The organism is Isoptericola dokdonensis DS-3 (assembly GCF_001636295.1).
GTDB lineage: Bacteria > Actinomycetota > Actinomycetes > Actinomycetales > Cellulomonadaceae > Isoptericola > Isoptericola dokdonensis.
The window spans coordinates 847,119-860,976 of sequence record NZ_CP014209.1 but is presented as its reverse complement, the minus strand read 5'-3'; the positions used below and the strand labels follow the sequence as shown (position 1 = coordinate 860,976).

Annotated in this window: 12 protein-coding genes; 6 read left to right on the top strand and 6 right to left on the bottom strand. The window is 75.9% G+C overall.

Annotated features, from left to right (window positions below; genetic code table 11):
* Positions 1-73 precede the first annotated feature (73 nt).
* Complete coding sequence (locus I598_RS04095) at positions 74-712, bottom strand: QsdR family transcriptional regulator (protein WP_068201514.1); 639 nt, start codon at positions 710-712, stop codon at positions 74-76.
* A gap of 92 nt (positions 713-804) precedes the next feature.
* On the opposite strand from I598_RS04095, the gene I598_RS04090 reads away from it, so the two are divergent.
* Both I598_RS04090 and I598_RS04085 read left to right on the top strand, forming a co-directional pair.
* The gene (locus I598_RS04090; RefSeq protein ID WP_068201507.1) at positions 805-2,016 is read left to right on the top strand and encodes an acyl-CoA dehydrogenase family protein; all 1,212 of its coding nucleotides are present in this window, start codon (positions 805-807) and stop codon (positions 2,014-2,016) included.
* 54 nt (positions 2,017-2,070) lie between these two features.
* On the top strand, positions 2,071-3,294 hold the full coding sequence (locus I598_RS04085; protein ID WP_068201505.1) for an acetyl-CoA C-acetyltransferase: 1,224 nt from the start codon (positions 2,071-2,073) through the stop codon (positions 3,292-3,294).
* Positions 3,295-3,392: 98 nt separating this feature from the next.
* Here the strand turns inward: I598_RS04085 and I598_RS04080 are convergent, their stop codons facing one another.
* From I598_RS04080 to I598_RS04070, 3 genes are all read right to left on the bottom strand, one after another.
* Positions 3,393-3,857 (bottom strand): MaoC family dehydratase, encoded by a 465-nt coding sequence (locus I598_RS04080; RefSeq protein ID WP_068201504.1) that lies wholly within the window; start codon positions 3,855-3,857, stop codon positions 3,393-3,395.
* A gap of 85 nt (positions 3,858-3,942) precedes the next feature.
* The gene (locus I598_RS04075; RefSeq protein WP_198155746.1) at positions 3,943-4,704 is read right to left on the bottom strand and encodes an SDR family oxidoreductase; all 762 of its coding nucleotides are present in this window, start codon (positions 4,702-4,704) and stop codon (positions 3,943-3,945) included.
* Complete coding sequence (locus I598_RS04070; protein ID WP_068204897.1) at positions 4,701-5,831, bottom strand: zinc-binding dehydrogenase; 1,131 nt, start codon at positions 5,829-5,831, stop codon at positions 4,701-4,703. Before I598_RS04070 ends, I598_RS04075 begins: the two co-directional genes overlap by 4 nt.
* 235 nt (positions 5,832-6,066) lie before the next feature.
* Between I598_RS04070 and I598_RS04065 the strand changes: the two genes are divergently transcribed.
* From I598_RS04065 to I598_RS04055, 3 genes are read left to right on the top strand one after another with little or no spacing between them, the layout of a single operon-like run.
* The gene (locus tag I598_RS04065) at positions 6,067-6,819 is read left to right on the top strand and encodes a hypothetical protein (protein WP_068201502.1); all 753 of its coding nucleotides are present in this window, start codon (positions 6,067-6,069) and stop codon (positions 6,817-6,819) included.
* Between the two features lie 6 nt (positions 6,820-6,825).
* On the top strand, positions 6,826-8,442 hold the full coding sequence (locus I598_RS04060; RefSeq protein WP_068201500.1) for a Y-family DNA polymerase: 1,617 nt from the start codon (positions 6,826-6,828) through the stop codon (positions 8,440-8,442).
* Entirely contained in the window at positions 8,435-12,019 is a 3,585-nt protein-coding gene (locus I598_RS04055) for a PHP domain-containing protein (RefSeq protein ID WP_068201499.1), read from the top strand. Before I598_RS04060 ends, I598_RS04055 begins: the two co-directional genes overlap by 8 nt.
* Here the strand turns inward: I598_RS04055 and I598_RS04050 are convergent.
* Positions 11,949-12,401 carry an ArsR/SmtB family transcription factor gene (locus I598_RS04050; protein WP_083972857.1) on the bottom strand — a complete coding sequence of 151 codons (453 nt, stop codon included), beginning with the start codon at positions 12,399-12,401 and terminating at the stop codon, positions 11,949-11,951. The genes I598_RS04055 and I598_RS04050 overlap by 71 nt on opposite strands.
* Position 12,402: 1 nt before the next feature.
* Positions 12,403-13,047 carry an SRPBCC family protein gene (locus I598_RS04045; protein WP_068201498.1) on the bottom strand — a complete coding sequence of 215 codons (645 nt, stop codon included), beginning with the start codon at positions 13,045-13,047 and terminating at the stop codon, positions 12,403-12,405.
* Between the two features lie 123 nt (positions 13,048-13,170).
* On the opposite strand from I598_RS04045, the gene I598_RS04040 reads away from it, so the two are divergent.
* A complete protein-coding gene (locus tag I598_RS04040; RefSeq protein ID WP_068201494.1) occupies positions 13,171-13,821 on the top strand; it encodes a GNAT family N-acetyltransferase in 651 nt (216 codons plus the stop codon).
* The last annotated feature ends 37 nt before the right edge of the window (positions 13,822-13,858 follow it).

Here is a 13,858-nt window from a genome sequence, read left to right as displayed (position 1 = left end):
CTCTCGGGTCGGGCGGGTGGACGGTGGACGGGCGGCCGACCGGTGCGTCACGGCGCCGCCGCACCCGGCCGGGTCAGACGCGCAGCAGGTGGCGGAACGCCGACCCGGCGGCGTCGGGGCTCGGGTCCTCGCCGGCGATGAGGTCGGCGTAGGTGAAGGACTCGGACACCCGCACGAGCAGGTAGGCCAGGGCGTGCGGGTCGATGGCGCCGTCGAACGGCAGGGGCCCGAGGTGGGCGCGCACGAGGTGCTCGACGGTCGCGACGTACCGGTGCTGGACGGGGCTCGCCGTGGTGGTGAGCAGCCGCAGGGCGCGGGCCGGCTCCCGGGCGAGGAAGTCGCGGAAGTAGTCCGCGCGGATGAGGTCGGTGGCGAAGCGGGTCAGCAGGGTCGCGACGTGCTCGGCGCCCTCGTGGCCGGCGTCGGCCGCGGCGCGGCGCGCCTGGACGAGCGTGGGCACGGCCAGCGACCAGAGGACCTCGGCCAGCAGCGCGTCGCGGTTGCCGACCCAGCGGAAGACCGACGTCCGGTCGACGCCGAGCTCGGTCGCGAGGCCACCCATGTCGATCCGACGCCCCGCGACGAAGGTCTCGCGGGCGTGCTCGAACGCGCGCAGCGCGTCGGGGTGCACCCCGGGGGCCAGGCGGTTCGAGAGCCTCGTGGGAGCGGCCCGGAGGCCGACGTCGGCGATCTCGCCGGTCGCGGTGAGCATGAACGCAGCCTAGCGCCGAAGGCCTCGGGTGGTGCAACATAATCGAGAATGATGCACACTGGCATCACGAGATCGACGACGATCGGAGCGACATGACTCTCACCACCCCGCCGGCTCCCGCACCCGCGGTACCCGACCGGCTGGACGCCGACTTCTACGGCTTCCAGGACCTGCTGACGCCCGTCGAGCAGGACGCCGTGGCGCGCGTCCGGGACTTCATGGAGCGCGAGGTGCGGCCCCTGGCCGACGACTACTGGGAACGGGCCGAGTGCCCCGTCCACCTGTTCAAGCCGTTCGCCGAGCTCGGCTCCGTCGGCGCCGCCTGGGACGAGACGTCCCGGTTCGAGAACTCGGCGGTCTTCCGCGGCTGGGTCGGCATGGAGCTGGCCCGCGTGGACTCCTCGTTCTGCACGTTCATCGGGGTCTCCAGCGGGCTCGCGATGAGCTCGATCGGCCTCGGCGGATCGCCCGAGCAGCGGGCGCAGTGGCTCCCGCCCATGGCCGACGGCGACGTCATCGGGGCGTTCGGGCTCACCGAGCCGCTGTCCGGCTCCGACACCGCCCGCGGACTGCGCACCACCGCGACCCGCCACGGCGACACCTGGGTGCTCAACGGAGCGAAGCGATGGATCGGCAACGCCACCTTCGCCGACGTCGTCGTGATCTGGGCGAAGGACACCGCCGACGACCAGGTCAAGGGCTTCCTCGTGCGCCAGGGCACCCCGGGCTTCACCGCCACCAAGATCGAGCGCAAGCAGTCGCTGCGCATCGTGCAGAACGCCGACATCTCGTTGGAGAACGTCGAGGTCGCCGAGGCGGACCGCCTGCAGCGGATCGACAGCTTCCGCGACCTCGCGAACGTGCTCCGGGTGACGCGGGACGGGGTCTCCTGGCAGGCCCTCGGCACGATGATCGGCGCCTACGAGGCCGCCGTGACGTACACCAAGGAGCGCGAGCAGTTCGGCCACCCGATCGCCTCCTACCAGCTCGTCCAGGACAAGCTCGCCACGGCGCTCGGCAACATCACCGCCAGCATCGGCCTGTGCGTCCGGGTCGCTCAGATGCAGGACGAGGGCACCCAGCGCGACCAGCACGCCGCGCTCGCCAAGGCGTTCGTCACCACGCGCATGCGGGAGACCGTCGCGCTCGCCCGTGAGGTCTGCGGCGGCAACGGCATCACCCTCGACACCGGCGTGGCCCGCTACTTCGCCGACGCCGAGGCCGTCTACACCTTCGAGGGCACGCGCGACATGAACCACCTCATCGTCGGCCGCTCCATCACCGGCCACGCGGCCTTCGTGTGACGCGGAACCGAAGACACGCGCGACACGAACTCGTCTGAGAGAGGACTTTTCATCATGACCGAGGCCTACATCGTGGCCACCGCCCGTTCGCCGATCGGGCGGGCCTACAAGGGCTTGCTGCGCGACCTGCGCGCCGACGACCTCGCCGCCCGGATGGTGGAGGCGGCGCTCGCCCAGGTGCCCGCCCTCGACCCGGCGCGCATCGACGACCTGATCCTCGGCTGCGGCCTGCCCGGTGGCGAGCAGGGGATGAACATGGGACGGATCGTCGCCGTCCTGCTCGGGCTCGACGGCGTCCCGGGCACCACCGTGACCCGGTACTGCTCGTCCAGCGTCCAGTCCACCCGGATGGCCTTCCACGCCATCAAGGCGGGGGAGGGGGACGTCTTCGTCTCCGCGGGCGCCGAGTCCGTCAGCCGCATGGTCAAGGGCTCGTCGGACTACATCGTGGGGCAGGAACTGGAGAACCCCCGGTTCGCCGACGCGACCGAACGCACCGCCAAGCGCGCCGTCGGCGGCGCCGAGGCGTGGCGTGACCCGCGCGCTGACGGTCTGCTGCCCGACGCGTACATCGCCATGGGGCAGACGGCGGAGAACCTCGCCTCCGTGCACGGCATCACCCGCGCCGAGCAGGACGCGTTCGCCGCGCGCTCCCAGCAGCGCGCCGTCCAGGCGGTCGCGGACGGGTTCTGGTCCCGCGAGATCACGCCGGTGACGCTGCCGGACGGGACGGTCGTGGCCGCCGACGACGGCCCGCGGGCCGGGACGACGGTCGAGAAGCTGGCCGCGCTGGAGCCGGTGTTCCGTCCGGACGGCACCGTGACGGCGGGCAACGCGTGCCCTCTCAACGACGGCGCCGCGGCGCTGGTGATCGTCTCGGACCGGGTCGTCGAGGAGCTCGGCCTGCAGCCCCTGGCCCGCATCGTCTCGACCGGCGTGACGGGGCTGTCGCCCGAGATCATGGGTCTCGGCCCGGTGGAGGCGAGCCGGCAGGCGCTGGCCCGCGCGGGGCTGTCGATCGACGACATGGACCTCGTGGAGATCAACGAGGCGTTCGCCGCGCAGGTCCTGCCGTCGGCGCGCGAGCTGGGCGTCGACGAGGACCGGCTGAACGTGCACGGCGGCGCCATCGCCGTCGGGCACCCGTTCGGCATGACCGGCGCGCGGATCACCACCACGCTCCTCAACGGGCTGGAGGCCACCGGCGGCCGGTTCGGGCTGGAGACCATGTGCGTGGGCGGCGGTCAGGGCATGGCGATGGTGCTCGAGCGCGTCTGAGCCAGCCCTGTCGACCATGCGGTGAGCACCGCCGAGCATGCGACGGGGGCCCGTCCGGTGATCCGGACGGGCCCCCGTCGCATGCTCGACGCAGAGGGTCAGGGCTGCGGGACGTAGAGCGCCAGGGTCTGGGCGACCAGCGCCGGCCGCTCGGCGCCCTCCAGCTCGACGGTGACCGTCGAGGCGAGCCGGACGCCCTGCCCGGTGGGCTCGGCGCCGGTGATCTCGACCGTGGCGCGGACCCGCCCGCCGGCGGGGACCGGCGTGAGGAACCGGACCTTGTCGAGGCCGTAGTTGACGGCCATCGCCGTGCGCCCCACCTCGACCAGCTCGCCGGTGAGCCGGGGCAGCAGCGACAGAGTGAGGTACCCGTGCGCGATGGTGCCGCCGAACGGCCCGGCGGCGGCACGCTCGGCGTCGAGGTGGATCCACTGGTGGTCCTCGGTGGCGTCCGCGAACGCGGTGATGCGCGGCTGCTCGACGGTGAACCACTCGCCCGTGGCCTTCTCCCCGACAGCGCCCGCGAGCGCCGCCGGGCTCTCGACGACGATCGGCGCGCTCATGCCGTGGCCCTCTGGCACGACCGCTGCGGTGCCTCGCTGCGGTGCTCCTCGTCCCTCGGGGTCCCTGCGCGGGGGCTCCTCGCGCTCATGCGCGCGGCCCGCCCGCCACGTAGAGGACCTGCCCGCTGGTGAACCCGGCCTCCTCGGAGCAGAAGAACGACGCCGCGGCGGCGATGTCCTGAGGCTGCCCGACGCGGCCGACCGGTACCTCGGCGGCCATGTGCGCCAGGAAGTCCTCCAGGGGTACGCCGACGCGGCGGGCCGTCTCGGCGATCATCTCCGTGGCGATGACGCCCGGCGCGATGGCGTTGGCGGTGATCCCGAACTTGCCGAGCTCGATGGCGAGCGTCTTGGTGAAGCCCTGCATGCCGGCCTTGGCGGCGGCGTAGTTGGCCTGCCCGCGGTTGCCGAGCGCCGACGTGCTGGACAGGTTGACGATGCGCCCGAACCCGGCCTCGACCATGCCGCCCTGGACGGCGCGCGTCATGAGGAACGCACCGCGCAGGTGCACCCCGAGCACGGCATCCCAGTCGTCGGCGGACATCTTGAACAGCAGGTTGTCGCGCAGGATGCCGGCGTTGTTGACGAGGATCGTCGGGGCGCCGAGCTCGGCGTCCACGCGGGCGACGGCGTCGGCGACGGACTGCTCGTCGGCGACGTCCACGCCGACGCCGATCGCGCGGTGCCCGTCGGCGACGAGCTTCGCGGCGGTCTCGGCCGCGACGTCCTCCAGGAGGTCGAGCACGGCCACGGCGTGGCCGTCGGCGGCCAGCCGGGCGGCGACGGCGGCGCCGATGCCGCGGGCGCCGCCGGTGACGACCGCGACGCGGGAGATGGTGGCTGTCATGTGAGGTTCCTCTCGTCGAAGGTGATGAGCTGGCGCAGCTCCTCGCCGGCGGCGAGGCGGTCCAGCGCCCGGGGCAGCTCGTCCAGCCCGATGCGGGCCGAGACGAGCCGTTCCAGCGGCAGTCGGCCTGCTCGCCAGAGTTCCACGTATCGGGGGATGTCGCGGTTCGGCACGGCCGACCCGAGGTAGGAGCCGACGACGGTGCGGGCCTGCGCGGTGAGGCTCAGCGGGGCGATCGTCGCGGTGTCTTCGGGGGCGGGCAGGCCGACGGTGACCGTCGTCCCGCCGGGGGCGGTGAGGGCGTACGCGGTCTCGAAGGCGCGGCCCGACCCGGCGGCCTCGACGACGACGGGGGCCCGCACGGTGTCGTCGGCGAGGGCGTCGGCGGGGGTGAGGGCGCGGGCGGCGCCGAGCTCCCGGGCGAGGTCGAGCTTGCCGGGCACGGTGTCGACGCCGGTCACCTCGTGCCCGAGCGCGCGGGCCACGAGCAGGGCGGCCATCCCGACGCCGCCGAGCCCGACGACGACGACGGGCTCACCGGGGGCGGGGCGCCCCGCGTTGAGCACGGCCCCGCCCCCGGTGAGCACGGCGCAGCCGAGCAGGGCGGCGACGTCGGCGGGGACGTCGTCGGGCACGGGCACGACGGAGGTGGCCGAGACGACGGCGTGGGTCGCGAACGCGCTGACGCCGAGGTGGTGGTGGACGTCGGCGCCGTCGCGGTGCAGGCGGCGTGCCCCGCCGACGAGCTCCCCGGCGGCGTTCGCCGCGGAGCCGACGCTGCACGGCAGCCGGCCGTCGGTGGCGCAGGCGGCGCACGTCCCGCAGCGGGGCAGGAACGTCATGACGACGCGGGTGCCGACGGCGATCCCGCTGCAGGCGCCGACGTCGGCCCCGACGGCCTCCACGATCCCGGCGGCCTCGTGCCCGAGGAGCATCGGGGTGGGGCGCACCCGGTTGCCGTCGACGACGGACAGGTCGGAGTGGCACAGGCCCGCGGCCTCGATCCGGACGGCGATCTCGCCGGGACCCGGGGGGTCGAGGTCGAGCGGTCCGATGGTGAACGGCCTCGAGGCGCTCCAGGGTGCGGGTGCGCCGCAGCGCTCGAGCACGGCGCCGGTGATCTGCACGGTCACGACCTCCTCGTCGTCGGTGTCCTGCCAGCATACCGACTGTACGGTATGTGATCCACGACCGGCGACGTCGCCCTCGCGAAAGCCTCCGCGCGACCCGCGCGACGCGCCTCTCGTGGCCCTCACCAGCGCGGTTGACACCCCTCCGCCGCGGGCGTGTACTAGAGGTGTTCGAACATGCGTTCGAAGCGCTGCGGTCCTGCCGACAGCTCGACCGCCGGGAGGGGGCAGCATGAGCGTCGCCGTCGAGGCGCCGGGGGCCAGGCCCGCCGCGGACGCCGCCCGGGCACGGGCGCTCGCCGCGCTGGCCGCCGGTGAGCAGGGCAGGCGCCGTGGGGCGCTCGTCGTGCCGGCGGACCAGGCCCCGCCGCGCACCACCCTGCCCGTCCACCCCGCGCTGGCCCCGCTGCTGCCCGGCGGGGTCCTGCCGCTGGGCGGCGTGCTCGCCGTCCAGGGATCCACCAGCCTGCTCCTCGGGCTCCTCGCCGTCCCGTCCCGCGGCGGCTCCTGGACCGCCCTCGTCGGTGCCCCCGCCGTCGGGCTCCTCGCCGCCGCCGACGCCGGCCTCGACCTGGAGCGCACCGTCGTCGTCCCCGCGCCCGGACCGGACACCCCCGCCGTGCTGGCCGCGCTCCTCGACGGCATGGACGTCGTCGTGGTCGGGCCCGGCGCCGCCCTCGCGGACGCCGACCGCCGTCGTCTCGCCGCACGCGCCCGGCAGCGCGACGTCGTGCTCGTGGCCACGCAGCGCTGGCCCGGCGCGCACGTCGTCCTCGACGCCCGGGGCGGCACCTGGACCGGCACCGACGCCGGTGCGGGCTGGCTGCGCCGGCGCACCCTGCGTGTGCTGCGCACCGGCCGAGGTGCCGTCGCGCGCCCCGTGGAGATCGACGTCGAGGTCCCCCTCGGTGCCGTCGACCACCTCCCGCCGCCGCCGGGCGGGGGAGCGGCGGCACCGGGCGGACGACACCTGCGGGCGGCCTGAGGTCCGATGAGCACCACCCGCACCGCCGTGCTCTGGGTCCCCGACTGGCCGGTCGTGGCCGCGCTCACCACCGCCGGGCTCGACGCCCACGTGCCCGCCGCCGTCCTCGGTGCCCGCTCCGGCGGCGGCACCCGGGCCGGGCGCAGCGTCGTCGCGACCACCGCCGTCGCCCGCACCGCCGGGGTGCGGCGCGGCATGCGTCGCCGTCAGGCGCAGGAGACCTGCCCCGACCTCGTGCTGCTGGACGTCGACGACGCCCGTGACGCCCGCGCGTTCGAACCGGTCGCGCTCGCCGTGGAGACCGTCGTCGCCGGGCTGGAGGTCGCCCGGCCCGGCCTGCTGCTCCTGCCCGCCGCGGGCGCCGCCCGCTACCACGGCTCGGAGCGGGCGCTGGCCGAACGGCTCGTCGCCGCGGTCGCCGAGGCGGGCCACGAGTGCCAGGTGGGGGTGGCCGACGGCCTGCTCGCCGCCGTCCTCGCCGCCCGCTCCGATGCCGTCGTGCCGCCGGGGGAGTCCGCCGCCGCCCTCGCGGGCCGTCCCGTCGACGACCTCGTGCACGCCGTCTGCGACCCGGGGGTCGTGACAGCGGTGCGCGACGCCGCCGGGCTGTGGCGGCGGCTCGGGCTGCACACCCTCGGCGACCTCGCCGCGCTGCCGCCCGCGAGCGTCGCCGCCCGCTTCGGCGACCTCGGCACGTGGGCGCACCGGCTGGCCCGCGGCCTCGACGAGCGCCCGCCCGCCCGTCGGCGCCCCGAGGCCGACCTCGCCGTCGCGACCGACCTCGACCCGCCCGCGGACCGGGTCGACGTCGCAGCGTTCGCCGCCCGCCGCCTCGCCGAGGAGCTGCACGCCCTGCTGCTCGGCCACGGGCTGGCCTGCTCCCGCCTGCGGATCACCGCCCGCACCACGGAGGGCGAGCTCGAACGCCTGTGGCGCACCGACGCCGTCGCCGGCGGGCTCGACGCCGCCCGCCTCACCGACCGCGTGCGCTGGCAGCTCGAGGGCTGGCTCACCGACGCGGCCCTGCGCCGCACCGGCACCGGCGACTCCCCGCACGTCGCCCCGCTGGTGCACCTGGCGCTCGCCGCGGAGGACGTCGCCCCCGCCGGGACGCACCAGCCGAGCCTGTGGGGTCCCGACGCCGGGGGAGACACCCGCGCGCACCAGGCGGTCGACCGGGTCCAGGGCCTGCTCGGCGGGCAGGGCGTGCTCGCCGTGCGGCTCCAGGGCGGCCGGGACGCCCGCAGCCGGGTCGCGCTCGTGCCCTTCGGGGAGGAGGCCGACCCCGGCCGGCCCGCCGACCGGCCGTGGCCCGGCGCGCTGCCCAGCCCGGCGCCCGCCACCGTGCTGCCCGAGCCGCTGCCCGCCCGTGTCCTGGACGCCGCCGGGCACGACGTCGTCGTCGACGCCCGCCTCGCCGCCAGCGGCTCGCCCGCCACCGTGCGCTGGGAGCACGGCTCCGGCACCGTCACCGACTGGGCCGGGCCCTGGCCGCTCGCCGAGCGCTGGTGGCACGGCGGTGGCACGCGGCGCGTGCACCTGCAGGTGGTGCTCGACGACGGCCGCGGGCTGCTGCTCGCCCAGACCGCGGGCACCTGGACGGTGGAGGCCTGCTATGACTGACCTGCCCGCTCGGTACGCCGAGCTGCACGCGCACTCGGCGTTCAGCTTCCTCGACGGCGCCAGCCACCCGGCCGAGCTCGCCGCCGAGGCGTCCCGGCTGGGCCTGGAGGCGCTCGCCCTGACCGACCACGACGGCCTGTACGGGGTGGTGCGGTTCGCCGAGGCGGCCCGTGCCGTCGGGCTGCCCACGGTGTTCGGCGCGGAGCTGCACCTGCCCGCCCCCGTGCCCGGCGGTGCCCCGGTGCTCGACGAGCCCACCGGAGTCCCGGACCCGCGCGCCACCCACCTGCTCGTCCTGGCCCGCGGTGCGGACGGCTACCGGAACCTGTCCCGTGCCATCGCCACCGCCCACCTGGAGGCGGGGGTCAAGGGCAAGGCCCGTTACGACCTCGAGCGCCTCGGGCAGGAAGCTGCCGGGCAGTGGCTGGTCCTGTCCGGCTGCCGCAAGGGCGCCGTACGTCGCGCCCTCGACGCCGGGGGCCCCGACCCGCTGCGGGCCGCGCGCGCCGAGCTCGACCGCCTGGTCGCCGTGTTCGGGCGGGACAACGTGGCGGTCGAGGTCACCGCCACCGGCGACCCGCGCGACGGCGACCGCCATGCCGCCCTCGCGGCGCTCGCCCGGGACGCACGCCTGCCGCTGGTCGCGACCACCGCCGCGCACTACGCCCGGCCCCGCGACGCCGACCTCGCCGCGGCGCTCGCCGCCGTGCGCGCCCGCTCCTCGCTGGACGACCACGACGGCTGGCTGCCCGGTGCCCCGACGGCGCACCTGCGCTCGGCAGCCGAGATGGCGCGCCTGCACCACCGCCACCCGCACGCCGTCACCACCGCGGCCGACCTCGCCGCGGACTGCGCGTTCGACCTGCACCTCGTCGCGCCGCACCTGCCGCCCTACCCGGTGCCCGCCGGGCATGACGAGGCGAGCTGGCTGGCCGAGCTGGTGCGCCGTGGTGCCACGCAGCGGTACGGCTCGCGGGACGCGGAACGGGTGCCGGGAGCGTGGGCACAGCTCGATCACGAGCTGCGCGTCATCACCGACCTCGGGTTCGCCGGCTACTTCCTCGTCGTCTACGACCTCGTGGAGTTCTGCCGGCGCGAGGGCATCCTGTGCCAGGGGCGGGGCAGCGCCGCGAACTCCGCGGTCTGCTACGCGCTCGGCATCACCGCCGTCGACGCCGTGACCCACGGCCTGCTGTTCGAGCGGTTCCTCGCCCCGGAACGGGACGGCCCGCCGGACATCGACGTCGACATCGAGTCGGTGCGCCGCGAGGAGGTCATCCAGCACGTCTACGCCCGGTTCGGCCGCACCCACGCCGCGCAGGTCGCGAACGTCATCTCCTACCGGCCGCGCTCCGCCGTGCGTGACGCCGCCCGCGCGCTCGGCTACGACGTCGGGCAGGCCGACGCGTGGAGCAAGTCCATCGAGCGCTGGGGGTCGTTGCGCGGCCCCGACCCGGTGAGCCCGGCCGCGGACCGCGCCGCGGGCGCCGTGCGCGCCGCCGAGGGGGCTCCGGACGGCGGGGCCGGTGCGGGGGCAGGGGGCCAGGTGCCCGTGACCCGCCGGGAGCTCAAGGAGGCGCACGTCGCAGAGCTCTGGGAGGGGCGCACCGTCGACCCGCTGGCCGCCGACGCGGAGGGCCGGGACGCGCTGAGGCGGGCGGACGACGCGCACGACGTCGTGCCGCGGCACGCGCCGCCGCCGGCGGAGCAGGAGGGCGAGATCCCCGCCGCGGTGGTGGACCTGGCCGACCGGTTCCTGCGGCTGCCGCGGCACCTGGGCATCCACTCGGGCGGCATGGTGATGTGCGACCGGCCCGTCATCGAGGTGTGCCCGGTGGAGTGGGCACGGATGGAGGGCCGCACCGTGCTGCAGTGGGACAAGGAGGACTGCGCGGACGCCGGGCTGGTGAAGTTCGACCTGCTGGGCCTCGGGATGCTCACCGCCATCCGGTACGCGTTCACCTCCGTGCGGGACACCGGCGGGCCGGAGCTGGCGCTGCACACCCTGCCGCCGGAGGACCCGCGCGTGTACGACCTGCTGTGCGCCGCCGACACCGTCGGGGTGTTCCAGGTCGAGTCGCGCGCCCAGATGGCGACGCTGCCGCGGCTGCGGCCCCGCTGCTTCTACGACGTCGTCGTGGAGGTCGCGCTCATCCGGCCCGGCCCCATCCAGGGCCAGTCCGTGCACCCGTACATCGAGCGGTCGCGCGGCCGGCAGCCGGTCACCTACCTGCACCCGCTGCTGGAGCCGTCGCTGAAGCGCACCCTCGGCGTGCCGCTGTTCCAGGAGCAGCTCATGCAGATGGCGATCGACGTGGCGGGCTTCAGCCCGGCCGAGTCGGACCGGCTGCGCCGGGCGATGGGGTCCAAGCGGTCCGTGGAGCGCATGGAGGCGCTGCGCGGGCGGCTGTACGCCGGGATGACGGAGCGCGGCGTGCCGCCGGACGTCCAGGAGCAGATCTACGACAAGCTCAAGGCGTTCGCCGACTTCGGGTTCCCCGAGTCGCACGCCTACTCGTTCGCGTTCCTCGTCTACGCCTCCGCCTGGCTCAAGGTGCACGCCCCCGAGGCGTTCTACGCCGGGCTGCTCGCCGCCCAGCCGATGGGGTTCTACTCCCCGGCGTCCCTCGTGGCCGACGCCCGCCGCCACGGGGTGCGCGTGCTGCGCCCGGACGTCAACGCGTCGGGTGCCCTGGCCGGCGTCGAGCGGACGACCGGGACCGCGGGCCCTGCCGCCGAGCATTCCCTCACGGCGGCCGACCATGCGGTGCCGGACCGTCCGGGGCAGCGGACGGTCCGCCAGGGCATGGTCGGCGGGGAGGGGGACGACGAGGGCGGTGTCGGGCTGGTCCCGCTGGACGTCGACACCGGTCTGGCCGTCCGGCTCGGCCTGGGAGCGGTGCGCGGCCTCGGGTCCGACGTCGCCGACGCGATGGTCGCCGCGCGTGCCGAGGGCGGGCCGTTCCGCGACCTGCACGACCTGGTCCGCCGCGTCGACCTGTCCACCGCACGGCTGGAGGCGCTCGCCACCGCGGGCGCCCTGGGATCCCTCGGCGTCACCCGCCGCGAAGGCCTGTGGGCGGCCGGGGCGCTCGGTCAGGAGGGCCCCGACACGCTGGCGGGCGTCAGCGTCGGGGTGGCCGCGCCGCCGCTGCCCGGCATGGACCCGCTCGAGGTCGACGTCGCCGACGCGTGGGCGACCGGCGTCACCCCGGACTCCACGTCCCCGCTGGAGCACGTCCGCCCCGGCCTGGACCACCAGGGCGTGCTCACCGTCGAGGCCGCCACCCGGGCGGAGGCCGGTCGCCGGGTCGCCGTCGGGGGCGTCGTCACCCACCGGCAACGACCCGGCACCGCCGGGGGAGTGACGTTCCTGTCGCTGGAGGACGAGACCGGGCTGCTCAACGTCATCTGCTCGCCCGGGCTGTGGCGCCGCTTCCGCACCGTGGCGCGCGGCGCCCCCGCCCTCGTCGTGCGGGGGCGGGTCGAGCGGTCCGACGGGTCGGTCAACCTGCTCGCCGAGCATCTCGCCGTGCTGCGCCTGCCGCTCGCGACCCGGTCGCGGGACTTCCGCTGACCTCGTCCGCCCGACGGCGCTCGCGGCGGCCGCGCGCGATCTCGGTCCCCAGGGCGTCGAGCGGCTGGGCGAACGGGTCGGTGAAGGCCGCCAGCCACGCGCGGGCCGCGTCGATCCCGGCGGGTTCGACGGCGTACAGGCGGCGGGTGCCGTCGGGTCGCACCCGGACCAGACCGGCCTCGCGCAGCACCCGCAGGTGCTGGGAGACGGCGGGCTGGGAGATGGTCGTCGTGGCCCGGACGGCGGCGACGAGCCCGCCGACGGGGGCCTCGCCGACCTCGTGCAGCAGCATCAGCAGCCGCCGCCGCACCGGGTCGCCGAGCGCGGCGAACACGGCGTCCGGCGTTCCGACGGGCGTCCCGCCCGCCGCCGACGGGGTCACATCACGCCTCGGGGACGGTGGTGTAGAAAGCGACAGTCCGCTCGGCCGCGGCGTGGGCGTCGGTGGCGTCGTCGCCGTCGGCCACGGCCGCCTCGGCCCAGCCGGCCGCCGCCGCGCCGACGAAGGCCTTGCCCTCGGCAGAGACGCTCCAGGCCTCGGCCTGGGCGGGGTCCATCGACTCCCCGGAGCCGAGGTGCAGGCCGAGGCCCATGAGGGACATGTCCCAGCCGACGCCGACGGCGCCCGGCCCGAACTGCTCCCAGAACTCCGGCTCGACGGGCGACTCGTGGACGAGCTGCAGCATCGTGCCGCCGTCGAAGGGATGCAGCGTGACGGTCACCCACGAGACGCCGCCCCCGAACTCCCAGGTGACCGCGAACGCCTCGGGCGCCTGGCAGCGCTCGACGGTCCCGCCCGCGTTCCCCTCGAGCTGGTACCGCCCGCCCTCGGCGAGGTCGCCGCTGATCGGCATGAACCAGCGCGGGATCCGCTCGGGGTCGGTCACCGCTGCCCAGACGTCGCCGCGGGCGGCGGTGTAGCTGCGGCGGGCGACGGCGATCTTCGTGGGGGTGCCGTCCCGCTCACCGCTGCGGACCTCGCGGGTGACGAGGCCGGCCGTGGCGACGGGGTCGATGTCGATGCTCATGACCTACTCCTTAAGTTGGTGCTTATATACAAGCACGGCTCGACGCTCGTGTCGACCGCCCCCACGTCTCGCCGGCCCAAGCCGTCACGGCCGGGTGTCGGTCGTCGTGCCTACCCTCGTCGCATGGCCTACCGGATCGAACCTGCCACCAGCGCACGGTTCGACGACGTCGTCACCCTGCTCAACCCGCGCGGTCGCGCGGAGGCGTGCTGGTGCCTGCACTGGCGCCAGCCGCCCGGCCTGCCCGTCGGCGGGCGCGAGCAGCACCTGCGCGAGCTCTGCGCGCACGAGCCGCCCGGGTTGCTCGCCTACCTCGACGAGCCGGACGGCGGCGGCGCCCGTGCCGACGGACCGGGGCCGGTCGACACCGACCGGGCCGTCGACGGGTCGACCGTCGTCGGGTGGGTCGGTCTGGCACCCCGGAGCGCCGCCGTCGCCCTGCAACGCTCCCGGGTGCTGCCCGTCGGGGAACCCGAGGAGTGGCCGACGACGTGGGTGGTGCGGTGCTTCGTCGTCCGCGTCGGACACCGGGGCCGTGGCGTCGCCCGGGCGCTGCTACGCGGTGCCGTCGAGCACGCCCGCTCCCGCGGCGGGCGCGTCGTCGAGGGGTTTCCTGTCGAGCCGGAGGCCGACCGGCGGGTGCCCGTCAGCGCGGCGTTCGTCGGCACCGTCCCGCTCTTCGAGTCCGAGGGGTTCGAGACCGTGGGCGGGACCCTCGCCACCAGCGGGCGCCTGCCCCGCTGGCACCTGCGCCGCGACCTCAGCAGCTCCTGAGGTCGACGGCGGCCCTGGATACCGTGAGGAACCGCGC